The organism is Rhizobium sp. BG4 (assembly GCF_016864575.1).
GTDB lineage: Bacteria > Pseudomonadota > Alphaproteobacteria > Rhizobiales > Rhizobiaceae > Rhizobium.
On the sequence record NZ_CP044125.1, the window covers coordinates 3,159,467 to 3,185,851 of the forward strand.

25 protein-coding genes and 1 pseudogene are annotated in these 26,385 nt (G+C 62.3%); 16 read left to right on the forward strand and 10 right to left on the reverse strand.

Features of this window, described 5'->3' with window-relative positions:
* The first annotated feature begins 60 nt into the window (after positions 1 to 60).
* Positions 61 to 393, forward strand: a complete 333-nt coding sequence (locus F2982_RS15830) for a hypothetical protein (RefSeq protein WP_203428406.1) — start codon at positions 61 to 63, stop codon at positions 391 to 393.
* 38 nt (positions 394 to 431) lie between these two features.
* On the opposite strand, the gene F2982_RS15835 is transcribed toward F2982_RS15830, so the two are convergent.
* Positions 432 to 1,838, reverse strand: coding sequence for an adenylate/guanylate cyclase domain-containing protein (locus tag F2982_RS15835; protein WP_203428407.1), 1,407 nt, complete (start codon positions 1,836 to 1,838; stop codon positions 432 to 434).
* A gap of 213 nt (positions 1,839 to 2,051) precedes the next feature.
* On the opposite strand from F2982_RS15835, the gene F2982_RS15840 reads away from it, so the two are divergent.
* Positions 2,052 to 3,194, forward strand: a complete 1,143-nt coding sequence (locus F2982_RS15840) for a DUF2333 family protein (protein ID WP_203428408.1) — start codon at positions 2,052 to 2,054, stop codon at positions 3,192 to 3,194.
* A 7-nt stretch (positions 3,195 to 3,201) separates the two neighbouring features.
* On the opposite strand, the gene F2982_RS15845 is transcribed toward F2982_RS15840, so the two are convergent.
* Together F2982_RS15845 and F2982_RS15850 are read right to left on the reverse strand one after the other, a co-directional pair.
* Positions 3,202 to 3,645, reverse strand: a complete 444-nt coding sequence (locus F2982_RS15845) for a diguanylate cyclase (RefSeq protein WP_112719518.1) — start codon at positions 3,643 to 3,645, stop codon at positions 3,202 to 3,204.
* Positions 3,646 to 3,689: 44 nt separating this feature from the next.
* The gene (locus tag F2982_RS15850; RefSeq protein WP_130277789.1) at positions 3,690 to 4,415 is read right to left on the reverse strand and encodes a LuxR family transcriptional regulator; all 726 of its coding nucleotides are present in this window, start codon (positions 4,413 to 4,415) and stop codon (positions 3,690 to 3,692) included.
* Between the two features lie 528 nt (positions 4,416 to 4,943).
* On the opposite strand from F2982_RS15850, the pseudogene F2982_RS15855 reads away from it, so the two are divergent.
* Positions 4,944 to 5,720, forward strand: a pseudogene (locus F2982_RS15855) (hypothetical protein); the annotation flags it as partial.
* A gap of 65 nt (positions 5,721 to 5,785) precedes the next feature.
* Here F2982_RS15855 and F2982_RS15860 read toward each other — a convergent pair.
* Positions 5,786 to 6,319, reverse strand: coding sequence for a TIGR00645 family protein (locus tag F2982_RS15860; RefSeq protein WP_112719393.1), 534 nt, complete (start codon positions 6,317 to 6,319; stop codon positions 5,786 to 5,788).
* 196 nt (positions 6,320 to 6,515) lie between these two features.
* Here F2982_RS15860 and F2982_RS15865 point away from each other — a divergent pair, with 196 nt between their 5' ends.
* Positions 6,516 to 8,198, forward strand: coding sequence for a formate--tetrahydrofolate ligase (locus F2982_RS15865; protein ID WP_203430092.1), 1,683 nt, complete (start codon positions 6,516 to 6,518; stop codon positions 8,196 to 8,198).
* 83 nt (positions 8,199 to 8,281) lie between these two features.
* Here the strand turns inward: F2982_RS15865 and F2982_RS15870 are convergent, their stop codons facing one another.
* Entirely contained in the window at positions 8,282 to 9,172 is an 891-nt protein-coding gene (locus F2982_RS15870; RefSeq protein WP_203430093.1) for an extensin family protein, read from the reverse strand.
* A gap of 307 nt (positions 9,173 to 9,479) precedes the next feature.
* On the opposite strand from F2982_RS15870, the gene F2982_RS15875 reads away from it, so the two are divergent.
* The 8 genes from F2982_RS15875 to F2982_RS15910 all read left to right on the forward strand — a co-directional run bounded on the left by F2982_RS15875 (position 9,480) and on the right by F2982_RS15910 (position 19,247).
* A complete protein-coding gene (locus F2982_RS15875; RefSeq protein ID WP_203428410.1) occupies positions 9,480 to 11,609 on the forward strand; it encodes a TonB-dependent hemoglobin/transferrin/lactoferrin family receptor in 2,130 nt (709 codons plus the stop codon).
* A gap of 251 nt (positions 11,610 to 11,860) precedes the next feature.
* Entirely contained in the window at positions 11,861 to 14,050 is a 2,190-nt protein-coding gene (locus tag F2982_RS15880) for an anthranilate synthase (RefSeq protein WP_203428411.1), read from the forward strand.
* A gap of 72 nt (positions 14,051 to 14,122) precedes the next feature.
* A complete protein-coding gene (locus F2982_RS15885; protein WP_203428412.1) occupies positions 14,123 to 14,821 on the forward strand; it encodes a TIGR02117 family protein in 699 nt (232 codons plus the stop codon).
* 60 nt (positions 14,822 to 14,881) lie between these two features.
* Positions 14,882 to 15,121, forward strand: a complete 240-nt coding sequence (locus F2982_RS15890) for a hypothetical protein (protein WP_112719389.1) — start codon at positions 14,882 to 14,884, stop codon at positions 15,119 to 15,121.
* Positions 15,122 to 15,124: 3 nt separating this feature from the next.
* Complete coding sequence (locus F2982_RS15895; protein WP_203428413.1) at positions 15,125 to 15,820, forward strand: DUF2161 family putative PD-(D/E)XK-type phosphodiesterase; 696 nt, start codon at positions 15,125 to 15,127, stop codon at positions 15,818 to 15,820.
* Between the two features lie 140 nt (positions 15,821 to 15,960).
* Positions 15,961 to 16,419 carry a (2Fe-2S)-binding protein gene (locus F2982_RS15900; protein WP_112719387.1) on the forward strand — a complete coding sequence of 153 codons (459 nt, stop codon included), beginning with the start codon at positions 15,961 to 15,963 and terminating at the stop codon, positions 16,417 to 16,419.
* A 3-nt stretch (positions 16,420 to 16,422) separates the two neighbouring features.
* On the forward strand, positions 16,423 to 18,582 hold the full coding sequence (locus F2982_RS15905) for a xanthine dehydrogenase family protein molybdopterin-binding subunit (RefSeq protein WP_203428414.1): 2,160 nt from the start codon (positions 16,423 to 16,425) through the stop codon (positions 18,580 to 18,582).
* Positions 18,583 to 18,593: 11 nt separating this feature from the next.
* Entirely contained in the window at positions 18,594 to 19,247 is a 654-nt protein-coding gene (locus tag F2982_RS15910; protein ID WP_203428415.1) for an Isoquinoline 1-oxidoreductase subunit, read from the forward strand.
* 21 nt (positions 19,248 to 19,268) lie between these two features.
* Here F2982_RS15910 and F2982_RS15915 read toward each other — a convergent pair whose 3' ends face one another.
* Positions 19,269 to 19,949, reverse strand: coding sequence for a GNAT family N-acetyltransferase (locus F2982_RS15915; RefSeq protein WP_203428416.1), 681 nt, complete (start codon positions 19,947 to 19,949; stop codon positions 19,269 to 19,271).
* Positions 19,949 to 20,437, reverse strand: coding sequence for a MarR family transcriptional regulator (locus F2982_RS15920; RefSeq protein WP_203428417.1), 489 nt, complete (start codon positions 20,435 to 20,437; stop codon positions 19,949 to 19,951). Before F2982_RS15920 ends, F2982_RS15915 begins: the two co-directional genes overlap by 1 nt.
* A gap of 202 nt (positions 20,438 to 20,639) precedes the next feature.
* Between F2982_RS15920 and emfA the strand changes: the two genes are divergently transcribed.
* Both emfA and queF read left to right on the forward strand, forming a co-directional pair.
* Positions 20,640 to 21,554 carry a CDF family cation efflux transporter EmfA gene (emfA, locus tag F2982_RS15925; protein ID WP_112719383.1) on the forward strand — a complete coding sequence of 305 codons (915 nt, stop codon included), beginning with the start codon at positions 20,640 to 20,642 and terminating at the stop codon, positions 21,552 to 21,554.
* Positions 21,554 to 22,018 carry a preQ(1) synthase gene (queF, locus tag F2982_RS15930; protein WP_112719382.1) on the forward strand — a complete coding sequence of 155 codons (465 nt, stop codon included), beginning with the start codon at positions 21,554 to 21,556 and terminating at the stop codon, positions 22,016 to 22,018. The genes emfA and queF overlap by 1 nt, the downstream gene beginning before the upstream one ends.
* A 48-nt stretch (positions 22,019 to 22,066) precedes the next feature.
* Here queF and F2982_RS15935 read toward each other — a convergent pair whose 3' ends face one another.
* Complete coding sequence (locus F2982_RS15935) at positions 22,067 to 22,852, reverse strand: DUF2076 domain-containing protein (protein WP_203428418.1); 786 nt, start codon at positions 22,850 to 22,852, stop codon at positions 22,067 to 22,069.
* A gap of 99 nt (positions 22,853 to 22,951) precedes the next feature.
* On the reverse strand, positions 22,952 to 23,671 hold the full coding sequence (locus F2982_RS15940) for a hypothetical protein (RefSeq protein ID WP_203428419.1): 720 nt from the start codon (positions 23,669 to 23,671) through the stop codon (positions 22,952 to 22,954).
* A gap of 160 nt (positions 23,672 to 23,831) precedes the next feature.
* Between F2982_RS15940 and F2982_RS15945 the strand changes: the two genes are divergently transcribed.
* On the forward strand, positions 23,832 to 24,416 hold the full coding sequence (locus F2982_RS15945) for an ATP-dependent Clp protease proteolytic subunit (RefSeq protein WP_112719379.1): 585 nt from the start codon (positions 23,832 to 23,834) through the stop codon (positions 24,414 to 24,416).
* Between the two features lie 45 nt (positions 24,417 to 24,461).
* On the opposite strand, the gene F2982_RS15950 is transcribed toward F2982_RS15945, so the two are convergent.
* Complete coding sequence (locus tag F2982_RS15950) at positions 24,462 to 24,659, reverse strand: hypothetical protein (protein ID WP_199627173.1); 198 nt, start codon at positions 24,657 to 24,659, stop codon at positions 24,462 to 24,464.
* 225 nt (positions 24,660 to 24,884) lie between these two features.
* On the opposite strand from F2982_RS15950, the gene F2982_RS15955 reads away from it, so the two are divergent.
* Complete coding sequence (locus tag F2982_RS15955) at positions 24,885 to 26,069, forward strand: benzoate/H(+) symporter BenE family transporter (RefSeq protein ID WP_203428420.1); 1,185 nt, start codon at positions 24,885 to 24,887, stop codon at positions 26,067 to 26,069.
* The last annotated feature ends 316 nt before the right edge of the window (positions 26,070 to 26,385 follow it).

Genomic DNA, 26,385 nt, shown 5'->3' on the forward strand with positions numbered 1-26,385 from the left:
TGCGACAATTGGCGGGTAGCGGATTAGTCAGCGCACGATCATGTTGCGCTATCTGTGCAGATGTCGGCGATTTATGAGCCGGTGAAAACCATCTCGCGGCGGCCAAGCGATGTGGGATTTATGGTGTCAGCGTTGACGATCTACAGGATAGCACTGATCGCGGTGGCTGCGGCGCTTTCCTACGAGTTCGAATTCTGCATGTTCGTCATCGGGTACTTTCTCACTCAGGCCGCTTTCGCTCTTTTCATGAAGCACAATTGGCCGACGTGGGATCCCAGACGCAATAAATTTTCATCTGGGTCGAGAGTGCCTTTCGATACTTTGGACGACATGCGCTGGGTCTGGCGGGGAGCGTGGTTCCATCGATACTTGATGCAGGAAAAAGACCTGTAGCGGCCTCAACTTGTTGCGGCTCGTTGCGTGGGCCGGTCTCAAGGCAGTGCGAAGATGCGCACCTCGCGGCCGATGCCGTGGATTTCTTCCATGCGCGATACCGAGGTGATGCCGCGCTGGCGCAGGATTTCGGAGACTTCTTCGTTGCCGACGATCGCCTCGGTCGTCAGGATGACGTGCGGGTCGGCGAGACCCTGGACGCGGGAGGCGATATTGACGGTCTGGCCGAAATAATCCTGGCGGTCGTTGAGGCTGATGGCGAGGCAGGGGCCTTCGTGGATGCCGATCTTCAACAGCAGGTCCTCGCTGCCGCGCTCGGCATTCAGGCGCAGCATCGCCTCGCGCATCCTGAGCGCTGCCGCAACCGCGCGGTCGGGGCTCGGGAAGGTGGCCATGACGGCGTCGCCGATGGTCTTGACGACGGCGCCGGCTTCCATAGCGACGATCTCCTGCAGCACCCTGAAATGCGCCCGCACCAGATCGAAGGCGGCGAGATCGCCGACGCGTTCGTAGAGCGCCGTCGAGCCGCGCAGATCGGTGAAGAGGAAGGTCAGGCTGGTGATCTGCAAGCGCTGATCGACATCCAGCGTATCGGTCCGGTAGATATCGCGAAAACTCTGGTTGGTGAGCAGGCGCTTGGCAGTCAGGAACGGGCGGCGGTGGCCCAATATGTCGTGCAGATCGTCATTGGCGATGCAGACATTCGGCAGGACGCGGCGGTCGCTATGGTTTTCGAGCGTCAGCCGCAGCAGGCCGGGCCGCAGCGTCAGCGTCTCGTTGGTAGCGTGCGCCTGGCTGATGACCATCGACAGGTTCTGCCGTTCGCTGGTCGGCTCTCCCTGGACATCGATGAACTGCGCCGAATGCGTCACCGCGTCGAAGATGATGACGAATTGCTGCGGCAGCTGCACCGAGACGAAGGCCTTTTCGCCGGGATCGAGCTCGATGATCTCAAGCAGGATGCGGCCGAAGCGCTCTTCGAGATCGTCGGGCAGATCGACGCCGGAACTGAAGAAGACCTGACGGTAATATTCAAGCGGCGGCAGCCGGTCCGGGTCATGGGCGGCGATGCGGCGCACCCGCGGATTGACGGTGAAGGTGACCTCGACCATCTCGTCGAGCGTCGGCTCGTAGCCGGCGGCACACAGCGCGCAATGATAGCTGTCGCGATCGACCGCCTTCAGCGTCGCGCCGGTATCGAGAACGCCGCCGCATCCCGGACAGAGCACGTTCCAGGTCATCTCGAAGGCGCCGATGCGGGCGGCATGCAGGAAGGCGGCGATGGTCTTTTCCGGATCGAGACCATGGGCGTCGGCAAAGGCCAGCGCATTGATGCGGTTGAGATCGCGGTCGGAGCCGTCGCGGACGGTTTTTTCGATGCACTCCGCCGTCTGCGGGTCCGCCGCATGTCCAAGATTGGCAAAAAGCACGTCCACTTCGCTCATCAGGCAAGCCTCTGCACGAAAGACCACGGCGGACGACGCCAGTAGGGAGGCGGATTATATCACGGGAGCGGGCCAGTCGAAAACTTGGCCGTTTGGGTGCTGCCCTCGCCACCGGGCATTGGGGCGGGCAAAGCAAATTTCTCTTGCTCTTGTTGTGCTCGTTCCGGCAAGCACTTATGTGGATGGGGAAAATCTGCGCAAGGGGAGACGGCAATGCTCGACCGGATTACCGGTTTCTTCAGGTCCATCGGAAGCGCCATCGGCCGCGGCTTCAGCGTTCTTGCCGCCGGCATCCTCTGGCCGTTCATGGCGGCGCATGGCTGGTACCAGCGGCGCACCTGGTTCGTCCGCCTGCCGGTGATCGCCGTTATCGCGCTGTTTGCCGTGCTCTACGGCTATTTCGTCTGGCAGACGCAGGTCTGGAGCGGCTTCAATCCGAATTTCGTCGACCAGTACCGTTTCTCGGAGCGCAAGGTTGCCGCCGGTCAGGAAATCCCGCCCGATGCATCCGCTGCCGCAACGACGACGGCTGCGGCGCCGAAGACCTGCCAGCGTTCGGCGATCGTCGATGTGACCGCCGATCTGATCGATTCCAACGTCAACCAGAATGCCTGGATCTCCTCCATGCTGCTCTATCGCATGGGGCTTTTCGGCATGGACTGGGATCACACGCCCTTCCTCGATAACAAGGCTTCGTTCCAGCGCGGCGTCAATCAGGCGGTGCGCCGCACCTCTGCCGAGCTCGTCGATACGCTGGGGCGCGTGCGTGGCACATCGGGGATCAACAGCGATCTTCAGGATGCCCGCGGCTATCTGCAATATGACGAGTACAGCTGGTATTTCGGCCTCGACCCGTTCGGCCCGAAGACGCCGACGCCGAGCTACTACCGCACCGCGATCGAGAAGCTGCGCAAGTTCAACACCGATCTGGCAGGCTGCAACGCCGTCTTCGACGGCCGCGCCGACAACCTGCTGCAGTTCGTCGACCGCATCGCCAACGACCTCGGCGGCACGTCGGATATCCTGGCCGAGCGCTCCGAGAACCACAATTTCGGCTGGTTCGACACGCGCGCCGACGACCGCTTCTGGTTCGCCTATGGCCAGCTCTACGGCTATTACGCGATCCTCACGGCGGCGCGGGCGGACTTCTCGCAGGTGGTGGCCGAGCGCAACCTCGGCGCCCTGTTCGGCGGGACGACCAAGCAATTCCAGGCGGCGCTGCGCATCCAGCCGGCGATCATTTCGAACGGCCGCGAAGATGGCTGGATCATGCCGAGTCATCTGGCGACGATGGGCTTCTATATGTTGAGGGTGCGCTCGAACCTGGTCGAGATGCGCGCGGTGCTGGGGCGCTGACGGCGCCTCAGGCGCCGTTGTCCTCGAAGCCGACGACGCGCAGTTGCTCGACGAACTCGTAGGTGATGCCGACGATCTCCTCGTCGCGGAACTTGCCGACCGAGCGCACCATCTTATAGCCGCCGAGACCGTTTTCGACGCGGTAGGCGTAATGGAAGCCTGCCTTGTGCAGGCTCGCCTGCTCGAATGTTTCGGCGATCAGGACGCGGTCTTCGGGGTGAATGCGCGAAAGGATTTCGACGAGATTGGCGGGGCCCGCCGTGAAAGGCATGCGGAAGATCGCAAAGATGTCTTCGCTGGCAAAGAAATGCCCGGTTTCCACCTCGATGCGCCAGAAGCCGAAATTTCGGTAGGCCGCGACCATCTGCACGATCTCTAGATCGGTAATGCCGATATGATCGCGGGTCTGCTTTTCCTTGCCGTCTGCCGGCTGTTCAAATCGAAGAGGCACGTTCCCTCCCATTGAGGTTTGCGCGCTGATTCTCTTCTGATTTCTCAGCTGATCAGCTTCAGGCGAATGGCTTTAGCTACCAACTGGGTCCGATTGACGCAATCGAGTTTTTTGATCGCGTTGGTCATGTAGGCGTTCACGGTGTGATCGGAAAGAGCGAGGATCTGGCCGATCTCGACGGAGGTCTTGCCCTGCGCCGTCCAGCGCACGACTTCGAGCTCGCGGGCCGACAGCGCGTTATAGGCATTGTCCTCGTTGCGGCGCACGGCGTTATAGGCATCGAGCGCATGCAGCATGATCATCGACAGCTCGTTGATCTCGTTCTGCGCGAAGGGCGCCCGCTCGCCGCCGAACCAGAAGACCAGGCGATGGCCATCCACAGCATTGATGGGGAAAGCGATGCCGGTTGGCATGTTGTAGGCGAGGACGAGGCTGCGCAGCTCCGACGGAAAGCTGAGGCCCTGCATCGTTTCGGCCATGTTCCAGTGCTGGGGCACGGCCGATTCGCGCAGCTTCGGCACGAAGGGGCAACTGCGCAGCATGTGCGAGCGGTCGAATTCGCGGATGAAGGAGGCGGGCAGGGAGCTTTCGATGATCAGGGACTTGAGGAGCAGGTCTTCGGCCGAAGGGGTATGAAACAAGGTGGTTTGCGACAGGCCGAAGGCGCCCGCGATCCTGTGCAGCGCGTGGACAAACAAGACGCGCGTTCGGGCGGCCGCCAGTTCACCTGTCAGCAGCGATTGCCGTTCTGAGGTAGTCATGTAAGACATAATGCGCCTCGATCACCCGAATGTTACCGCTAACACATACGTAAAACTGAGCGGGATGCTAGCCACAATTCGCAGATGCCATGCTGATTAATTTACAGTGTTAAAAATTAATCACACCAACACCCTTAATGGTTGTATAATGTATTATTAAGGTAGTGAATGCGGAAGGTTTACTTGTCTTATTACTGAAGCAATCAAGTTTCCCCTCCGTGTTGTGAGGGTAAGAATCACTGGTGAAACCTGTTTCAAGTGAAGTTTTATTCCTGCCTTGCGGGCCTTGGCGGGATATTCCGGCTGTTCATCGCGATGCCGCTTGCTGCACGAAATCCGCCTTGCTAGCGTTTGCAAATCCAAACCGGAGACGGCCGACCCGTGCGCAACGCCATCCTTTTCGTCGTCAAACAGCTGTTGATTTTCTCGCTCGTCTTCGCCTTCCAGCCGGTGCTTTCGGCCGGCAGCGAGGCGTGGGCGGCAAAGCCGAAGCAGACAGGGCCGGAGACGCAGGCGAAGAAGCCTGCGCAGCCGGCGATGAGCTTCATCCTGGTGCGCAGCGCCGATTGCACGGATGACTGTCCCGAATGGATATCGGCCGAAGGGCTGATCACCCAGGCGACGCCGGGGCGGCTGAAGAAATTTCTGAAGGCGCTCGGCGACAAGAAGGTGCCGATCGTCTTTCACTCTGAAGGCGGGGAGGTGAATGCCGCCTATGCGATGGGCCGGATGATCCGCAAGGGCGGGTTCGAGACGGCTGTCGGCGGCACGCGGCTCGAGGGATGCCCGCTGACCGACATGCGCTGCAAGGCGTCGATCGCCAGGAAGGGGCCATCGACCGGCCGCAGCTATTCCGGCGGCGCTTATTGCGTCTCCGCCTGTCCGCTGGCGCTGGCGGGCGGCACCTCGCGCGTCGCCTCGCAATGGGCCTATATCGGCGTCCACCAGTTCACGACGATCTACAGCAAGGTGACGGTGTCCTACCGCATCGAGTACCGGATGGTGAACGGCCGCAAGCAGGAAGTTTCCCGCCAGGAGATCGGCCGCAAGAATGCCGGGCAGAGCAAGTCCACCAAGCTTGGCAAGCAGGCCGAGGCGGTGCTGTCCGCCTATCTCACCGAAATGGGTGTCAGCCAGGATCTGATCGAGCGGATCCTGAGCGCCTCGCCGGAGACGCTCAGGCTTCTGCCCTCCGTCGAGGCGATGAAGCTCGGGCTGCTGACCGACATGCTGGCATCGAACGAAAGCCCGGGGATCCCGCTCTGCCGGGCGGATGATCCGGCAAGCGCGCGCTGCCACCGGCATGCGGATGCGCCGGTTGCCGAGCCTGTCACGCCAGCGGCGCAGCCGGTTGCGGCCGCACCCGTTGCCTCAGGCGGCTAGTCCTTGTCCTTCAGGTCGTTCTTCTTCGTCGAGCTCATCAGCTTCTCGAGGAAGCCAAGCATGACGGCGGAGACGACGAAGGCGATGTGGATCAGCGTCAGCCACATGATCTTGCCGTCTTCGTACTGATCGACATTCAGGAAGACCTGCAGCAGGTGGATCGAGGAGATGGCGACGATCGAGGAGGCGACCTTGATCTTCAGGCTGCCGGAATCGAGCTTGCCGAGGAACGAGACCTCGTTCTCTGCGTCAGCCTCCGCCTCGTCGAAGCGGCTGACGAAATTCTCGTAGCCGGAGATCATCACCATGACGATGAGGCTGGCGACCAGCGCGGCATCGATAAGGCCGAGCATGGCGAGGATCATCTCGTCTTCGCCGAGCGTGAAAACGCCGCCTGCGACCTTGATGAACTTGTAGCAGAAGGACACCGCATAGACGGCGAGCGAGGCCACGAGGCCGAGATAGAAGACGACCAGCAGCCAGCGGCTGGAAAGGATGATGCGCTCGACGAGAAGTTCGAGTGATTTCATTTTGAGGTGCCCCCGCACGCAGAAAAGATGAGGTCGACATAGCCTATCCCGATGTGCCGCATCAAGGATGAAAGGCCGTTTCCGGCGGCAGGCGCAGCGCCGATTGTCGTGGAACGGCGTGAAAAGCGGCATGCGGGGTCTTGTTTCCGACGCGGGCTTGGCGGCATGGTCGGACAATAACTCCATTCCGAGGAACATCCCCGTGGCCATCAAATCCGACATCGAAATCGCCCGCGCGGCAGAGAAGAAACCGATCTTCGAAATCGGCGCCAAGCTCGGCATTCCCGACCAGGATCTGGTGCCTTACGGCCACGACAAGGCGAAGATCAGCGCCGGCTTCATCGCCGCCCAGGCCGACAAGCCGGATGGCAAGCTGATCCTGGTGACCGCCATCAACCCGACGCCAGCCGGCGAGGGGAAGACGACGACCACCGTCGGCCTCGGCGATGGTCTGAACCGCATCGGCAAGAAGGCGATCGTCTGCATCCGCGAGGCCTCGCTCGGCCCCTGTTTCGGCGTCAAGGGCGGGGCGGCCGGCGGCGGCTATGCGCAGGTCGTGCCGATGGAAGACATCAACCTGCATTTCACCGGCGATTTTCACGCGATCACCTCGGCGCACAATCTGCTGGCGGCGATGATCGACAATCATATCTATTGGGGGAACGAGCTCGATATCGACATACGCCGCATCACCTGGCGCCGCGTCATGGACATGAATGACCGGGCGCTTCGTAGCATGGTCAGTTCGCTCGGTGGCGTTGCCAACGGCTTTCCGCGCGAGGGCGGCTTCGACATCACCGTTGCCTCCGAAGTCATGGCGATCCTCTGCCTTGCCTCCGATCTCAAGGATCTGGAAAAGCGCCTCGGCAACATCATCGTCGCCTATCGCCGCGACAAGACACCTGTCTATGCCCGCGACCTGAAGGCCGACGGCGCCATGGCGGTGCTGCTGAAGGACGCGATGCAGCCGAACCTGGTGCAGACGCTGGAGAACAATCCGGCCTTCGTGCATGGCGGGCCCTTCGCCAACATCGCCCATGGCTGCAACTCCGTCGTCGCCACCAAGACGGCGCTGAAGCTCGGCGATTACGTGGTGACCGAGGCAGGTTTCGGTGCTGACCTCGGTGCCGAGAAATTCTTCGACATCAAATGCCGCAAGGCGGGTCTGAAGCCAGCGGCTGCGGTGATCGTCGCGACCGTGCGGGCGCTGAAGATGAATGGCGGGATGAAGAAGGAAGACCTCGGCGCCGAGAATGTCGCGGCATTGGTGAAGGGCTGCGCCAATCTCGGCCGGCATGTCTCGAATGTCCGCAAGTTCGGCGTTCCCGTCGTCGTTGCCATCAACCATTTCGTCTCGGATACCGAGGCCGAGATCGCCGCCGTCAAGGAATATGTGGCCCGCCTTGGCGCCGAAGCCATTCTCTGCCGCCACTGGGCGGAGGGTTCAGCGGGTATCGAGGAGCTCGCCCACAAGGTTGTCGAGCTTGCCGATTCCGGCCAGGCGAAGTTCCAGCCGCTCTATGGCGACGACCTGCCGCTGCTCGAGAAGATCGAAATCGTCGCCTCGAAGATCTACCACGCCGGCGAAGTGACCGCCGACAAGGCGGTGCGCGACCAGCTCGCCGCCTGGGAGGAGCAGGGTTACCGCAATCTGCCTGTCTGCATGGCGAAGACGCAATATTCCTTCTCGACCGACCCCAACCTGCGCGGCGCGCCGGAGGGCCATATCGTGCCGGTGCGCGAAGTGCGCCTCTCCGCCGGCGCCGGCTTCGTCGTCGTCATCACCGGCGAGATCATGACCATGCCGGGTCTGCCGAAGTCACCGTCGGCAGAGCGGATCTTCCTGAACGAGCAGGGGTATATCGAGGGGTTGTTCTGAGACGAGCGCCCTTCGGAAACTGAATCAGGTGGTTCAGTTTCCGATTCACTCTGTGACGCTAAGGCTCTGAGCGAGTTGCTTTTTCAGTGACAATAGCGGTATCCGCCCATCCTCTCCAGCACATCGAGATGGAAATGGGTTTCGTGGGCGGCGTCGCTTTCGGGGTCGAGCACGGTCGAGAAATAGAGGCAGCCTGAGGCGCTGACGGTGCGCTGGAAGGCGCCTGTCAACGTCGAATCCTCGCGGCGCGGCTTGACGGCGATGTCGTCGCCCTTTTCGAAGCTGAAGCTTGCGACGTCTATGGCGTTGCCGCGGGCGTGTTCGGAGATCTTGCCGGTCTCGGCGCTGTTGCGCAGGCGGCAGATATAGGCGGAGGCCTGGTTGATCGTGGTGATGCGGCCCTGATCCTTGGCGGCGACGGCGGCGGCCGGGATGACGCTTTCCTTCATCCAGTGGGCGAGCGCCCGGGCCGTCGGGCAGCGCAGCGTCGCCTCGGGCTTCACCTTGATGCCGGGCAGCGCTTCCGACAGCACGATCGGCTTGTCGATGCCGCAGCCATTGCCGTCGTCGATGCGCGGGATTTCCTTGAAGACGACGCCGAGGCTCTGCAATTCCTTGATGCAATCGGCATGGTCGGCATCGCTTTCGGGCTCGATCGTCAGATGTTGCTCCTCCAGCGTCTCCGCCTTCGGCGCTTCGGGCTTGGCATCGTCAGGCTTTTCGTCCGACGGCTTTGTCCCGGCAGGGGCGGTTTCGTCCGGCTTGGCGGCTTCTGGATTTGCGGGTGCAGGCTTGGATTCGGGCTTGGGTTCCGCTTCCTTGGGCTCTTCGGGTTTCGGCTGCGGAATGGGAGCGGGGGCTTGCGGCGTCTCGGTCTGCGGCGCTGCAGGTTCTGCGGCTTGCGGCTTGTCTTCCGGCACCGGCCCGGTGCGGGGGAGCGTGGCGCCCGAGAGCACAAAAACGGCGAGGCTCATGGCGGCGATTGCGGAAGCGATTTTCACATGCCCATCCCACGTTGCTGTTAGCGGCGAGAGGGACAACGCAAACGCGCTGATTTCGTTGCAATTTCGCAACGGCGGCAGCGATCGTTAAAACATGATCGTTTTATTCAAGATAATTTGCCGCGATATATTGACACAAATAGTCATGTTTTTTATTGCGGCAAAAAGAAGGCGGATTTTTGGGGTCCGTCTCAATCTGAAAAACGCCTAGCCAGCCCCTCGATCGCCTCGCGAACCGACCAGCCAGCCCGGTACTTCATCACATTAGAGGGTTGGTTTTATGGTTGTCCGCAATTCGCGTTCGCTGCTGCTTGCTTGCACGGCGATGTTCGTTTTCGGGGCGGGGATCCCTGCCTTTTCGCAAAGCCCGGAAGAAGAGGCTGCGTCGCAGAAGACCGATCGCATTACGCCGCTGAAGAAGATCGTCGTCGGTGCCGGTCAGCGCAAGGTCGCGATCGACACGCCGCAGGCCGTTACGGTTCTCGACCAGAAGGATATCGACGACACGCAGGCGGAAACGATCGGCGACGTGTTCAGGGATGTGCCCGGCGTCTCTATCGCCGGCAGCGAGCGCGTCTTTGGTGAAGCCTTCAACATCCGCGGTATCGGTTCGACCGAAGACTCGGCTGATGGTTCGCGCATCGTCGTCAATGTCGATGGCGCCCAGAAGTTCTACGAGCAGTATCGCATGGGCTCGTTCTTCTCCGATCCGGAACTCTACAAGTCCGTCGAAGTTCTGCGCGGTCCGGCGTCCTCGACGCTCTACGGCGCGGGCGCGCTCGGCGGCGTCATCAATTTCACCACCAAGGATGCGTCCGACTTCCTGCAGGACGGCAACGACAATGCCCTGCGCCTCAAGGGCTCCTATGAGAGCAACGGCAACGGCTATCTCGCCTCGACGATCTTTGCCCACCGCTTCAACGACAGCGCCGAGTTTCTCGGCATGATCAACAAGCGCGGTTCCAGCGAGATCGAACTCGGCAATGGCACCGATCTCTCGGGCTCCGATTTCCAGTCATGGTCTGGCCTCGCCAAGACCACGTTCCATCTGGGCGACGAGCAGACGGTCAGGCTTTCCTATCAGCATTGGGATAGCGACGCGAACGATCAGGACTATGCGCAGACGGGTACGCAATCCGCGTTCGGGACGGTGGACCGGCACGTTATCGATGATACGGCAGTCGTTAATTACGAAGATCCCTTCAGCGACAATCCCTGGCTCGATCTGAAGGCAAGCCTGTCCTACTCGAATACCAAGGTCGATCAGAGCAACGGTACGCTCGGCGGCTTCTCGAATATCATTGATGCTGATTACGGATACCAGACCTGGCAGGCGAATCTTCAGAATACGTCCGAGTTTTCTGGCGATAACTGGGTCAACTATCTGACATACGGCACGCAGCTTAGCCATCAGGAGCGCACCGCCGACTCGCCGTTCCCCGGCGGTACAACGCCCGGTGCGATCAACACGCATCCGGAAGGGACCGACAACAAGATCGGCTTGTTCGTCCAGAACGAGTTTATCTATGACGAACGGTTGACCCTTATTGGTGGTGTTCGTGGCGATTTCGTTTGGCGCGAGCCCGGCGATTCAACGCGCGCTTACAGCAACGCCGTCGATATCGACGATCAGGCCTTCTCACCGAAGATTGCCGCTCACTACAAGCTGACGGACGAATGGGGTGTTTTCGGCTCGATCGCTCACACCGAGCGCCTGCCGACGCTTGACGAACTCTATACCTGGAGCAAGGGAACGAGCCTTGATCTGAAGAAGGAGAAGTCGAACAACTACGAAGTCGGCTTTGCCTTCAGCCATGACGATCTCTTCCAGTCGGGCGACAATATCAGCCTCAAGACGACCGCCTTCTATAACGACCTGACGAACCTCATTTCCACGACGGCGACCGGTGCTTCGTCCTACTACTACAACGTCGGCAAGGCGCGCATTTACGGTGTCGAAGTCGAGGGTGCCTACGATTCCGATTATGTCTTCGCCAAGCTCGCCTATACCGGCACGCAGGGCCAGGACCGCAGCGATGGCGTGAATTACAACAAGCCGCTGCCGACCGTTCCCGCACACAAGATCGCCTTCACGCTCGGCGGCCGTCTGCCGGATCAGGACATCGAGTACGGAACCCGCGTAACCCACGCCTTCGAGGCGCAGAACAGCGTGCGTGGCACTGCGGCGTCGTCTGGCTCGACGGCCAATCACACGGTCGTTCCGAACCCGGATTGGACCACGGTCGATGTGTTCGCCTCGTGGCGGCCGCAGACTGGCGAGATGCAGGGCTGGCAGGTGCAGGCGAGTATCAACAACATCTTCGACCAGTACTATCGCGAGAATACCGCTCTCGATTACGCCAAGGGCCGCACCTTCAAGGTAACGCTGACCAAGCAGCTGGATTGGTAATATCGGAGCCCCGCGCCATTGCCGGCGCGGGGCATCCAACAACGTCAAAAACCGCTCTTGCGCTCTCCCTCATCTCACGCTAACAATTTCGCCCATGAACATGTCTAAGAACATTGCAGTTTGGTGGTGGGCTCGCTGAGGCGGCCTCGACCAATCGTGTCTTCAGACGACGAGTGAGCCGCCCGAAACTTCGAGGCGGCTTTTTTGTTTTATGGCCGCCTTTCGTCCGGGCCCGATAACGGAGTGGAACTATGGTTACGATCCTTCGGGATGATGGTGCGGAAATCTACGAGACCAAGGGTGGCATCTCCGTCACCCGGCAGCGGCGGCCGATCCCCTATGCCGATGCCGTCGTCTCCTATGTCGAGAAGCTCGATGAGCGCCGCGGTGCCGTCTTCTCGTCGAACTACGAATATCCGGGCCGTTACACCCGCTGGGACACCGCCGTCGTCGATCCGCCGCTCGGCATTTCCTCCTTCGGTCGCGATGTCTGGATCGAAGCCTATAACGAGCGCGGCGAAGTGCTGCTCGGCTTCGTCACCGAGCGTCTGAAGACGGTGCGCGAGCTGGAGCTCGGCGCCTCCACCGCCCGCCGCCTCGATCTCAAGGTGAAGCTGCCCGACCGGGTGTTCACCGAGGAAGAGCGTTCGAAGATGCCGACGGTGTTCACCGTGCTGCGCGCCGTCACCGATCTCTTCTATTCGCAGGCCGATGCCAGCCTCGGCCTCTACGGCGCCTTCGGCTACGACCTTGCCTTCCAGTTCGACGCGATCGACCTGAAGCTGAAGCGCCCCGACGACCAGCGCGACATGGTGCTCTACCTGCCGGACGAAATTCTCGTCGTCGACAATTACTCCGCCAAGGCCTGGGTCGATCGCTACGACTTTGCCAAGGGTGGAGTCTCGACCGAGGGCAAGCAGGGCGATATCGCTTCCGAGCCTTTCGTGCGCACCGATGCCATTCCGCCGAAGAGCGATCATCGCCCCGGCGAATATTCGGAGCTCGTGGTCAAGGCGAAGGAGAGCTTTCGCCGCGGCGATCTGTTCGAAGTCGTGCCCGGCCAGAAGTTCATGGAGCGCTGCGACAGCAAGCCGTCCGACATTTCCAAGCGGCTGAAGGCGATCAATCCGTCGCCCTATTCCTTCTTCATCAATCTCGGAAACCAGGAATATCTGGTCGGCGCTTCGCCCGAGATGTTCGTGCGCGTTTCCGGCCGCCGCATCGAAACCTGCCCGATCTCGGGTACGATCAAGCGCGGCGACGATCCGATCGCCGACAGCGAACAGATCCTGAAGCTCCTGAACTCCAAGAAAGACGAGTCGGAGCTGACGATGTGCTCCGACGTCGACCGCAACGACAAGAGCCGCGTCTGCGAGCCGGGTTCGGTCAAGGTCATCGGCCGCCGTCAGATCGAGATGTATTCGCGCCTGATCCATACCGTCGATCACATCGAGGGCCGCCTGCGGGACGACATGGATGCCTTCGACGGCTTCCTCAGCCACGCCTGGGCCGTCACCGTTACCGGTGCGCCGAAGCTCTGGGCGATGCGCTTCATCGAGAGCCATGAAAAGAGCCCGCGCGCCTGGTATGGCGGGGCGATCGGCATGGTCGGCTTCAATGGCGACATGAACACGGGCCTGACGCTGCGCACCGTGCGCATCAAGGACGGGATCGCCGAAGTCCGGGCAGGAGCAACGCTGCTCAACGATTCCATCCCCGAGGAAGAAGAAGCCGAAACCGAACTGAAGGCCTCCGCTATGCTTTCCGCCATTCGCGATGCCAAGGCCGGCAATTCCGGCAAGGTGAGCCGCGACGTCGCTGCCGTCGGCAAGGGCGTCAACATCCTGCTCATCGACCACGAGGACAGCTTCGTGCACACGCTGGCGAATTACTTCCGCCAGACGGGCGCCACGGTCTCGACCGTGCGCACGCCGGTGCCGGAGGAAATCTTCGACCGGCTGAACCCGGATCTCGTCGTGCTCTCGCCGGGACCCGGCAATCCGAAGGATTTCGACTGCAAGGCGACGATCAAGAAGGCGCGCGCCCGCAATCTGCCGATCTTTGGCGTCTGCCTCGGCCTGCAGGCACTCGCCGAAGCTTATGGCGGCGAGCTGCGGCATCTGGCGCTGCCGATGCACGGCAAGCCGTCGCGCATCCGCGTGCTTGAGCCTGGCATTGTCTTCTCCGGCCTCTCCAAGGAAGTCACCGTCGGCCGCTACCACTCGATCTTCGCCGATCCCTCGACCCTGCCGCGTGATTTCATGATCACCGCGGAAAGCGAGGACGGCACGATCATGGGCATCGAGCATACGAAGGAACCGATCGCCGCTGTGCAGTTCCACCCGGAATCGATCATGACGCTCGGCGGCGATGCTGGCATGCGGATGATCGAGAATGTGGTGGCGCATCTGGCGCGGAAGGCGAAGACGAAGGCGGCTTGAGCCACCGATCCTGATCGGCTGCCGCCGGGATGCGGTGGCCGATCATTCCATACCTCTCCTGCGGAAGATTGCATGCTCGTGAAGCTGCTTAAGGGACTGGCGATCATTGTCGTAGTGGCCGCCATCGCCGTTCTTATGGGAGTGATGATCCCGAGGCCCTGGCGCCAGCCGCCGGCGGAAACAACCAGCGCCACCTACCGCATTCTCGTCCTCAGCAATCCCATTCACACAGATTTCGCGATCCCTGCCACGCCGGATATTCGGGAACGTTTCGGCTTTCTCGCCGATGCCGGTCTCGATACCGGCAATCCCGATGTCCGCTACGTCATCTTCGGCTGGGGCGGCCGCGCCTTCTATACGGAAACACCGACTTGGGCGGATCTGAAGCCGATGCCGGTCTTCAAGAGCCTGACGCTCGATAGCGCGGTCATGCATGTTCAGCTGGCAGGGGATATTCCGCTCGATCACCCGGATGTGACGCCGATGGACGTCTCCGTCGCAGGCTTCGCGCGGCTTTCGGATTACATCGCCTCAAGCTTTACGGGTGGAACGGAAGAGGCCGTGCCGCTCGGCTTTTCCTATGGCCAAGGCGATGCCTTCTTCGAAGGGCAGGGTTATTTCAACGCACTGGTCGGCTGCAATACATGGACAGCTGCCGGTCTGCGAAACGCCGGGATAGCGACCGGCGTCTGGACACCGCTGCCATGGCTGCTGCGTATTTCCCTGAAGCTGCACAATCCTCCGCAGGCACTCGTTCCGGGCGGTAAGTAAGCGGTTGACTTATCGCATCAAATCAGAACATTTCGCGAACAATAAATGAGGAATGTCGCCGTGGCCAATGCTGAGAAGTTTATCGTGCTCCCGTATCGCAAGAACCGGGGAAATCTGGTGCCGGGCGAGATGCGGCAGGCGTCGAATGCGGTGAGCGCGGAGAAGATCGCGAGCTCCATGGCGGCGCGTTTCGTTGGCGTGGCGGCCTATGCGGTGATCGTCGATGAGGAATCCGGTGACATGTCGTCGCCGCGGCTGCTGGCGCGCCATGGCGAGATCGCCGATCTCAATCCCGCGTAACCGATGGAAACCTCGCTCTATCTTCCGGTCAAAGCCTTCCTCGAGGCGGCAGGCTATGCCGTCAAGGGCGAGATCGGCGGCTGTGATCTCGTCGGGCTGAGCGAGGGCGATCCGACGGTGGTTGTCGTCTGCGAGCTGAAGCTCAGCTTCAATCTGGAGCTCGTGCTGCAGGCGGTGGACCGGGCGGCGATGAGCGACGAGGTGTGGATTGCCGCGCGGGTCTCCGCCAAGGGGCGGGGGCGCGAGGCGGACAAGCGATACCGCGATCTCTGCCGCAGGCTGGGGATCGGCATGCTCGGCGTTTCCGATACCGGCGAAGTCAGCGTCATCGTCTCCTCGATATCGCCGATGCCGCGGACCAATCCGAAGCGCCGGTCGCGGCTGGTGCGTGAGCATCAGCGCCGCCGTGGCGACCCGGTTCTCGGCGGCAGCACGCGCGTGCCGCAGATGACGGCATATCGCCAGCAGGCGCTGATCTGCGCTGCGGCCCTGCAGCAGGGACTGGCGCGGCCGCGGGACATGAAGGCGCAGGCGCCGGATGCCGGGAAGATCCTGCTCGGCAATGTCTATGGCTGGTTCGAGCGGCTGGACAAGGGCGTCTATGCGCTGACGCCAGCGGGTGCCGAGGCGCTGCTTCGCTGGCCGCAGACTGTGGTCTTTGCTGCCGATAGTGCTGAGGCGCCCTCGGAAGGCGCGTGACTTCAGGCGCCCCGGGCGCCGCTTTTATCATTTCTTGCCATGGCCGAGGATTTGCGTCGCCCTAGCTTATCCGTCGTGAACAAAGCTGCGATGCTCGCTGGGGCCGCAATGGGTCCAGCCAAATTCCCCGAGGCTCGACCATGGTTACTTTCACGCTCAATGGACAGACGAAGACTTTCGACGGCGATCCGGATACGCCGCTCCTGTGGGTCATCCGCGATTTCGAAAAGCTGACAGGCACGAAATATGGCTGTGGCGTTGCCCAGTGCGGCGCCTGCACCGTGCATATGGATGGCTTCACCCGCCGTTCCTGCATCACCCCGATCTCGACCGTCGACGGATCGGAGATCTTCACGATCGAGGGTGTCGAGGGCAAGGAGGCCGATGCGGTGAAGGCCGCCTGGGTGAAGATCGACGTGCCGCAATGCGGATACTGTCAATCCGGCCAGATCATGTCGGCCGTCTCGCTGCTGCAGAACATCCCCAAACCCACCGACGAGGATATCGACGGCGCGATGGCCGGGAATATCTGTCGATGCGCCACCTACCACCGGATCCGCGCGGCCATTCACAATGCCGCCCAGTCGATGGAGGGTTGAGCCATGACCATTCAGGAGATTGCAACGACACGCCGCGGCTTTCTTGCCGGTACCGGCGGCCTGGTGATCGGCTTTGCGCTGATGCCGAAGAGCTCGGCCTTTGCCGCCGAAAAGGGTGTGCAGGCGGGCGGCGCCGACGCGCTGGTGACACTGAACACCTTCGTCAGGATCGGGACCGACGACACGGTGACGATTCTCTCCAAGCATATCGAATTCGGGCAGGGGCCGTTCACGGGTCTCGCGACGCTGGTTGCCGAAGAGCTCGATGCCGATTGGGGACAGATGCGCGCGGTGCATTCGCCGGCCGACGACAAGGTCTATGCGAACCTCGCCTTCGGCCTTCAGGGAACGGGCGGATCGTCATCGATCGCAAATTCCTACGAACAGTTCCGGCAGGCAGGCGCGACGGCGCGCGCCATGCTGGTTGCCGCTGCTGCCGACGAATGGAAGGTTCCAGCTGGCGAGATTACGGTCGAGAAAGGCCGGGTCAAGCATCCGGCCTCCGGCAAGGACAGCGGCTTCGGCGCGCTGGCGACGAAGGCCGCGGGCATCAAGCCGCCGGCAGACGTCAAGCTCAAGGATCCCTCGAAGTTCACGCTGATCGGCCAGGAGCTGCCGAAGCTCGATACGGTGTCGAAGACCAACGGGCAGGCGGTCTATACGCTGGATATCGTGCCGGACAATCTGCTCGTTGCCGTCGTCGCCCATCCGAACCATTTCGGCGCGGCGGTGAAATCCTTCGACGATAGCGAGACCCGCAAGGTGAAAGGTGTCGTCGACGTCAAGCAGCTGCCGCAGGGCGTTGCCGTCTATGCCGACAACACCTTTGCGGCGCTGAAGGGCCGCTCCGTGCTGAAGGTCGATTGGGACCTGTCGAAGGCAGAGACGCGTTCCAGCGACCAGCTCTCGGCCGATTATGCCAAGGCGCTCGGCGAGAAGGGGATCACCGCTTCGGAGAAAGGCGACGTCGAAAAAGCCTTCACCGATACCGGGTTGAAGACGCTGGAGGCGCAGATCATCTTCCCGTTCCTGGCGCATGCGCCGATGGAGCCGCTCGACGCGGTGTTCATCAAGGCGGCGGACGGCAGTCTCGATGTCTATAACGGGGCGCAGTTCCCCGGCATGGACAAGGCGACAGCGGCGAAGATCACCGGCATCGATCCGGCAAAGGTGCGGCTGAACACGCAGATCACCGGCGGCAGCTTCGGGCGCAAGGCGCAATTCGGCTCGCCCTATATGCAGGAGGCGGCGTCGGTCTTCGCGGCGACCGACCAGTCGCGGCCGGTCAAGCATATGTGGACGCGCGAGGACGATATTCGCGGCGGCTATTACCGGCCGATGTATCTCCACAAGATGCGCGGCGCCATCAATGCCGATGGCCGGATCGTTGCATGGGACCAGGCGATCGTCGGGCAGTCGATCATGGGCAAGGCCGATCTCGACAGCACCTCGGTCGAGGGCGCTTCGGACCTGCCTTATGACGTGCCGAACCTCAGGGTGGTCTCGCATAATGTGAAGCTGGCGATCCCGCCGCTCTGGTGGCGGTCGGTCGGTCACACGCATACCGGTTTTGCCGTCGAGACCTTCCTCGACGAGCTCTTCCAGATGGTCGGCAAGGATCCGGTGGAAGGGCGGCTCGAGCAGCTGACGGAGGACCCGCGCTATGCCGGTGTGCTGAAGAAGGCGGCGGAGCTGGCCGATTGGGGCGGGAAGGTCCCGGAGGGACGGCAGCGCGGCGTTGCCGTGGTCAAGAGCTTCAACACCTATGTCGGCCAGGTGGTGGAGGTTTCAGCCGGTGCCGATGGGGCGCCGCGGGTGCACAAGGTCTGGTGCGCGGTCGATTGCGGGGTGGCGATCAATCCGAATGTCATCAAGGCGCAGATGGAAGGCGGCATCGGCTATGGGCTCGGTGCGGTGCTCTTCGATGCGGTGACATTGGGTGAGGGCGGCGCGATCATGCAGTCGAACTTCCACGATTACCGCTCGATCCGCATTAACGAGATGCCGGATGTGGAAGTTGCCGTCATCAAATCCGGCGAGCCACCGACGGGGGTGGGAGAGCCGGGCGTGCCACCGGTCGGGCCGGCGACGGCCAATGCCTGGCGGCGGCTCACCGGTGCGCCGGTGCGCAGCCTGCCGATCGTTGCCGTGGCGACGAGCTGAGGGAGGCCGGTATGACAAACAGACTGGCACTCGCCTGCATGGCAGGTGGTCTCTCCCTTCTTGCGGCCTTGCCCGTATCGTTCATGGCGCTGGCGCAAACGGCGCCTGAAACCGACAAGACGACCCTCAAGCCGGTCGCCTCCTTCGCATCGATCGCCGATCAGAAGGCGCGGTCGGTGGCGCTGTTCGAAGAGGCGGGCAAGGTGATCGAGCATCCGCGATGTCTGAACTGCCATCCGGCGGGCGACAGGCCGCTGCAGACGATGGCGATGCATCCGCACCAGCCGCCGGTGACGCGCGGCGATGGCGGCATGGGCGTTCCGGGCATGATGTGCAACACCTGCCACGGACCGGAGAATGCAGCGATCGTCGGACAGTCGCCGACACTGAAGAGCATTCCCGGCAATCCCGCCTGGCATCTGGCGCCGATCGAGATGGCCTGGGTCGGCAAGTCGCTCGGCGAGATCTGCCAGCAGCTGAAGGACCCGAAGCGCAATGGCGGCCGCGATCTTTCGAAGATCGTCGAGCACATGTCCCATGACAGCCTCGTCGGCTGGGGCTGGAACCCGGGCGACGGGCGTGAGCCGGCACCGGGAACGCAAGCCGAGTTCGGCGAGCTGATCAAGGCCTGGGTCGATACCGGGGCGGCCTGTCCGGCTGGCTGAGCGCGAGCCTTCAGGCGCCGGTCATGGCCGGCGCTTGATGATCCTCAGATTCAGCTCCCAGCGTTGTTCGAAGCCGAGCGCCTTGTAAAGCGCGATCGCACCGCTGTTGATGGCGTTGACGTGGAGATAGGTCGTCGCGCCGCTCGCGGCGATCTGGCCGGCGACATAGCGGAACATCAGCTTGCCCAGGCCCTTGCCCTGAAAGTCCGGGTGGGTGCAGAGGCCGCTGAGTTCGGTGAAGCCGGTCTGGCGCAGCCGCTGGCCGCCCATGGCGATCAGCCGGCCGTCTTCCCTGATGCCCCAGAAGGCGCCGAGTTTCTGTGCGCCGAGCGTGAAGGGGCCGGGCTTGGTCAGCTGGGCGAGCGCCAGCATCTCGGCGGCATCGGCTTCGGTCAGCCTGACAATGCGGGGATCGGAGATTTCCGCGTGCGGCGTGCTGCCGATCATCTGCACGAGCGTGGCTTCGCCGACGATATCGAAACCATCGGGGATGGTGATCGTCTCGGGCTCGACCAGCGCCATCACCTCGCCGGCGGCGGCGAGTTTCGCCAGGGCTTCCAGGCTCTCGCGGCTGCTGTCGCCGGCGGCGGCGAAAGGCACGATCGATGGCGGGTAGCGCCGCGCCAGCGCGCCGCCTTCGGCAAGTCCGGCATGTTCCGTCTGCAGCGCGTTCCAGATCGGGCGGTCGAGAATATGGGGCATTATTTCGTCTCCTTGGCCGGAGCGCGGCGGATGAGGGGGGCCGCGGCGAGGCCGTCTTCAATGGCAGAGAGTTGATCGAGGATCGGGCCGTCGAGGCTGCCGCAAAGATCGGTGACGGCGGCGGCGATACGCGGCCAGATTTCGGCGCGCGACAGATCTATGAGTTCTTGGCCGCGTGGCGTCAGCGAGACGAGCTTGCGGCGCTGGTCGCTGGCCGAAGGTTCGATGGCGACGAGCTCGAGTTCCAGCAGCTGGCCGACGGTGCGCGTGGCGCCCGGCTGGGTGATGCCGACCGATTGGGCGAGTTCACCGATCGTCAGCGGTCCGGCGCGATCGATCGCGGCGAGGAACGGATATTGCCCGGCCTGGATGCCGAGGCCAGCCTCATCGATGAACTGCTGGGTATCGGCCTGCAGTCGCTCGCCGATACGGCGCAGCCTGCTGCCGAGCGTCAGGAAGCCCGAGGTTCGCACGATGTCTTCGATCACTGTCGACTCCATTTGTATGCGACGTTATATAACGTGTTATGTAAATTTCGTCAAACGGGATTTGCGGCTTTTGACCTTTGACAAACCGGCCGGCTTGAACCATATGGACCGCATTGGCCGCCTGCGCGATTTTCGCGCGGGCGGTTTTGCGTTTGAATGGGCTATGTGCTGCAATTCATTCGCATCCGCAGAGGGATAAGCGATGAACGAACAAGGTAACCTGACCGTCCGCCGGCTGGCATTCTGGGGCATTCCGATGTCGCTCGGGGTCATGGGATTGAAGCTGGTCGCCTGGTGGGTGACGGGCTCCGTGGCGCTGCTCTCCGATGGACTGGAATCCTTCGTCAACGTCGTGGCGGCCTTCATCGCCTTCTTCGTCATCCGCTATGCGCAGAAGCCGGCCGACCACGACCACCCGTTCGGCCACCACAAGGCCGAATATCTCTCGGCGGTCACGGAGGGCGTGCTGATCGTCGTCGCCGCCCTTTTGATCGTCAAGGAATCCGTCGGCTATCTCGCCGAGCCGAAGATGCTGGAAGCGCCGGCGCTGGGTCTGGCCATCAACTTCGCGGCGGGCGTCATCAATTTCGTCTGGGCGCGGCTGTTGATCCGCGTCGGCCGGCAGTATCGCTCGGCGGCGCTGACGGCCGATGGCCAGCATATCATGTCGGATGTGGTGACTTCGGTCGGCGTGCTCGCCGGCCTGCTTCTGGCGCTGGCGACCGGCTATCCGATCTTCGACCCGGTGCTCGCCATCCTCGTCGCCATCAACATTCTCTATCAGGGCTACAAGGTGATCTCGCATTCGATCGGCGGCCTGATGGACCATGCGGCGGAGCCCGAGGAGGAAGAAGCGATCAAGCAGGCGATCGCCACGCATGCGCAGGGCTCTCTCGGCGTGCACGACCTGAAGACGCGCCGGGCCGGCGCTGTGACCTTCGTGGACTTTCACATGGTCGTTCCGGCTGCTATGTCGGTGCGCGAAGCCCACGATATCTGCGACCGCCTTGAAGATGCCATCCGCGCGGTGCATCCGGGCGCCAGCATTGCCATTCACGTCGAGCCGGAGGGCGAAAAGGCCCATGGGCTGCGCGTCAAAGTCATAAAGGAAGCATGATGCCTGAAACCGATGTCTCCAGCCTGTCCATGCTGGGTCACCAGACGGAGACAGCGAAGTCTCCCGAGGAAGCCGTTCTCGAAAAGGTGCCGTCCAACCAGGCGGGCACCGATTTCGTTGTGCGTTTCACCGCGCCGGAATTCACCTCGCTCTGCCCGATGACCGGCCAGCCGGATTTCGCCCATATCGTCATCGATTACATCCCCAATGAGTGGCTGGTGGAATCGAAGTCGCTGAAGCTCTTCCTGCATTCCTTCCGCAATCACGGGGCATTTCACGAGGATTGCTCGATCTATATCGCCAAGCGGATCGTCGAACTGCTCGACCCGAAGTGGCTGCGCATCGGCGCCTACTGGTATCCACGCGGCGGCATCCCGATCGACGTCTTCTGGCAGACCGGCAAGCCGCCGGAGAATGTCTGGCTGCCGGATCAGGGTGTGGCGACCTATCGCGGCCGCGGCTGATGAGAAGGTGAGGCGAGGGCGGTGTCGCCCTCGCTTTTTTGTTAGCGCTCAGACGTCGAAGCTGCCGTCGCCCGACTGGTCGTTTCCGTCGTCATAATCGTTATCGTCGTCATTGCTGTAGTCGGCCTGCTGGACGTTGTTGTTGTTGTCGTCATCGCGGTCGGCCGCCGTATCGTTCTGCGGGTTCTGGTCGCCGTAGTAATTGTTGATGACTGTCTCTTCCGTCGGTGCCGGCGTGTTGCCGAAGGGGCTGGCGCCGAAGGGCGAGCCCCAGCCGAGCGACGACATGTGATTGCCGAAAATGCCACTCAGCGAATTGGCAAGCAGCACGCCGCCTGCGACACCCGCCGCCGTGCCGAGTGCGCCGCGCAGGAAGCTGCCGCCTGCCGATGGTCCCGACGGCTGCGGGTTCCACGGGCCGGACGGCTGCTGCTGTTGCGGGCGCATCGGGCGGACGTTGTCGTCATAGTCGCGGTCCTGATAGCTCTGGCGCGGCGCGTTGCCCCAGGGGCCGGAGGGCTGGGCGGCCTGCTGGGTCTGGCCGCTGCCGAAGATCGAGCTCAGGAAGCCGCCGCCCTGTTCGGCCTGGCGGTGCTCGCTCTCGCCGGCTTCGAGCTGGCGGACGCGCTCTTCGAGTTCCTGGATATGCTTCGAGGCCGCCTCCAGGCCCTTTTCCTGCACGATGACGGCCTGGGCGAGGTAGTAGGTCGTGTAGGGCTGTTCGCGCACGCCCTGTTCGATGAGGGCTTCGGCATCGCGATCGCGCGGGGTGGCGGATGCGGTGCGTACCCGGTCAAAAAGGGTGGTCAGCAGTTGGCGTTCTTCCGGTGACATGACTGTCTCCCTTGCTCCTGTGGCATTCGTGCCTGCGTGAGGATGAGTTAGGAAGCGATTCAGGCTTTTCAAAGCCTTGGCAACTTACATTTCGGTAAGCTAGTCGCGTGCCCAGATGCGCAGGGAGCCGAGCGCCGTAAAGCCCGATGCCAGCGCATTCTCGAGATCGTCGCCGCTCTCATAGCCGACGATCGGCTCGCCGGGGAAAAGCCGCCGCGCCTCGCGCACCAGCCCCGCCAGGACCGGTCCGTGCTTTCCCTTGACGGCAAAGACATTGGAATGACCGGTGACATCGGCCTGATGATTGAGGATGGCGCCGCCCTGCAGCGCCTTGCCGGAATAGGCGGCAAGGAAGGCAATCTGCGGGGCGTGGAGCAGCGGCTCGCCGAAAACGGGCGCGGCCTGCGGTTCGCCGCCTGCCCAGGCTTTCTCCCAGTCGGCGAGTTCCGCGGCTGTTTCGATCCGCTTCCACGTCAGGCCGCCGTCTTGCTCATCGACATCGTCATCGGCGTCGAGACCAATCCACTCGGCCTCGAACAGCACGCTGAAACCCTGCGGCGCGAGATCGAGGGTGCAGTAGCTGTCCTTGATGCCCCAGCCGCCGGACCGCGAGCGGGTGAGCACGGCGATCGCCTCTTCCTGTTCGGCCGCACTCTCGGCCCCGGTCAGCGTGATCGCGTCGGGATAGAAGGGCGGGGTGCCCTGGCGGTGGAGCCAGAGGGTGCGGGTGAACTCGCCGCGCTGACCCTGCGCGGCGCAGACGGCGTCGCACCAGAGCGCGTTGTTTTTGACCGCCCGATGAAGCAAAAGCGATGTCATCTTTTCCTCCCGCCTGGGGATAGCAGCATAATGCTGACAGATCCGGCGTTTGTCATAAGAATATCTTCACCCGTTCCGTGGCTTGTCTTTTTCCCGCATTGTTTTACGCATTGAGTCACACTATGTCCGGGAAACCCGAATGAAGCCGAGAGAGGTTCGAATGAACGACGAAGAACAAGAAGACAAGACCAAGGAACTGTCTTTGGGGAAGGACGCAGAGGCTAACCTCTTCAAATCGCGTTCGATCTTCATCTACGGCCCGATCACCATGGAGCTCGGCCAGAAGGTCTGCTCGCAGCTCGTGGCGCTTGCCGCAGCCAGCGACGAAGACATCCGCATCTACGTCAGCTCGCCTGGCGGCCACGTCGAGTCGGGCGATTCGATCCACGACATGATCAAGTTCATCAAGCCGAAGGTCTGGATGATCGGTACGGGCTGGGTCGCTTCGGCCGGCGCGCTCATCTATGTCGCGGCTCCGAAGGAACAGCGCCTTTGCCTGCCGAACACCCGCTTCCTGCTGCACCAGCCCTCGGGCGGCACGCGCGGCATGGCATCCGATATCGAGATCCAGGCTCGCGAAATCATCAAGATGAACGAGCGCCTGAACAAGATCTTCTCCGTCGCCACCGGCCAGCCGGTCGACAAGATCGCCAAGGATACGGATCGCGACTACTGGCTCTCGGCCGAAGAGGCCAAGGATTACGGCCTGGTGTCGCGCATCATCACCTCGCAGAGCGAGATCTGATTTTCAACGGGGCGTTCGCGCCCCGTTTTCCTTTCCGCCGGGCGATCAGTTCGCCGGCTTCCAGCGCTCTTCGATGATTTCCTGCGCCAGCTCGAAGATGCCTTCCTCGTCATCTCCGGCATTGTCGCCAAGCAGCGCGATCGCTGCATCGTAGACGGCGTTCTCCTCGTCGTCCGAAATGAGTTTCTTTTCGTTCAAAGTCTTGATCAGCGATGCGAGAATGGCGGCCGAAGAAAGGCCCACTGCTGCTCTGCTGATATCATCGGGATCGTCCGACATTCATTCACCTGGATTTTTGTGTTCTTCCCACCGCAACTAAATTAGGCTTTTTTGCTCGCATAGCAAGCATTTGCCATATTTGGGTTCGCCTCCATTTCTTGCCGCGTACGGTTGGTGCGCGCGGTGACCTTGCGTGACCGTATTCGGTCATGCTCCATGCGGTATTCGTTTCACGCCCCGAGTCCCGCGATGCTCAAAGATTTCTCCGTTCAAAGCCTGTTCATGGGCGTGCTCGCGGCTTTCGCGGGCTTTGCCAGTTCGTTTGCCGTCGTGTTGCACGGGTTGCAGGCGGTGGGCGCCACGGAGGCGCAGGCGGCTTCGGGATTGATGGCGCTTTCGCTCGGGCTTGGGATCTGCGCCATCGTGCTCAGCTTCACGACGCGGCTGCCGGTCAGCATGGCCTGGTCGACGCCGGGGGCGGCGCTGCTCGCCAGCACCGGGATCGTCGAGGGCGGCTTCAATGCGGCTGTCGGCGCCTTTATCGTCTGCGCGCTGCTGATCGTCGTTGCCGGCCTGTTCAAGCCGCTTGGTCGGGCAGTCGCCGCCATTCCGGCGCCGCTTGCCAATGCGATGCTTTCGGGCGTGCTGATCGGGCTCTGCTTTGCGCCGGTGAAGGCTGTGGGTTTCAATCCGTGGCTCGGGTTGCCGATCGTGCTGACCTGGATGGTGGTCGGCGCCTTCAAGCGGCTCCTGGCGGTGCCGGCGGCACTTGTGGCCTTCGGGATGGTCGTGGCCTTCGGTGTCGATATTCCCGACGGGGCAGGGGCCGCCGTCGGCCGAGCGCTGCTGCCGACCGTCGAGTTCGTCACCCCTGTCTTCAATCTGCCGGCCTTCATTTCGATCGCGCTGCCGCTCTTCATCGTCACCATGGCGTCGCAGAACATTCCCGGTATCGCGGTCATGAAGGTCAACGGCTATGAGCCGAAGCCCGGGCCGCTGTTTGCAGTATCAGGCGTCTTTTCGCTGTTCGCGGCGCCGTTCGGCGGCCATGCGGTCAATCTGGCGGCGATTACGGCGGCGATGTGCGCCGGGCCGGATGCGCATCCGGATCCAGCGCGCCGCTACTGGGCGGTGCTGGTCTGCGGCATCTGCTACCTCATTCTCGGGCCGCTCGCTGGTGCGGTGACGACCGCGGTGGCGCTGGCGCCACCGATCCTGATCCAAGCGGTGGCCGGTCTGGCGCTGGTCGGCGCCTTCTCGAGCTCGGCCATGTCTGCCTTCCAGGCGCCCGAGACGCGGGAAGCTGCGGCGATCACCTTCCTGGTCACGGCGTCTGGCGTTTCCTTCGGCGGCATTTCCGGCGCCTTCTGGGGGCTGCTTGCCGGTGGATTGATGATGGCGCTGCAGCATCTGGTGAAGGCGTCGAAGCGATAGAAGCCGGAAAGCATTGGAGAGGGGGTTGCCAGTTTTTGGTCCCGCGGATATAAGCCCGAGCATGAAGACGACAGGCGCAATGATTTCTGGCACGATTGCACGCGGGCGTATCGCCCTGCGCGACAATACGCGCGCGCTCACCTCGCTTCTTCTCCTCGGCCTTACGCGCGGTTGCCGGGTCCGTTGAGGAGCGCCCGGCGGCCGAAAAGCCCCGCAGGCCAACGCTCCTCGCGACTAATCCCAAAGAACTAAGATTGACCGAAATGAGGTCCGCGGTTGCTGTCGCCAATCCATTCGTGATGGTCTAAGACGCAAA